Source organism: Nocardia vinacea NBRC 16497, from assembly GCF_000308835.1.
GTDB lineage: Bacteria > Actinomycetota > Actinomycetes > Mycobacteriales > Mycobacteriaceae > Nocardia > Nocardia vinacea.
Map to the genome: position 1 here is coordinate 1 of NZ_BAGN01000293.1, position 360 is coordinate 360.

Annotated in this window: 1 protein-coding gene; it reads right to left on the reverse strand. The window is 67.8% G+C overall.

The window, feature by feature from the left end; all coding sequences use genetic code 11:
* Window positions 1-360: DUF2637 domain-containing protein (locus ON44_RS33540; protein ID WP_040697940.1), on the reverse strand; the 360-nt coding region annotated here is incomplete at both ends.

Consider the following 360-nt stretch of genomic DNA (forward strand, 5'->3'; position numbering starts at 1 on the left):
GGGAACCTCGATCAGCGCGGTCAGGCCGTGCGTGGCCGCCAGCCCGAACAGCGGCGCGGCGCCCGCGACGCACGCCGCGATGGTCGCGGGCAGGATACGTTGCCCGGATTCCGCAGCGTGCAGGCCATTTCCGATCACGCTGATCAGTTCGGCGGCGAACAACTCACCCCAGAAGAACACACGAGTCGCGGTCGGAATCGGGATGTTCTGGCGGGCGCGGCGCTGCAGCGAGACCAGGGCGACGGCGGACTGGACAATCGCGCCATCCACGAAAATCGGTCCGGCCCACGCTAGACGGTGTGTAATCCCAGCCATCTGGCTCAGTTCGGTCAACGCCGCGAACGACCACGCGAACGCCCC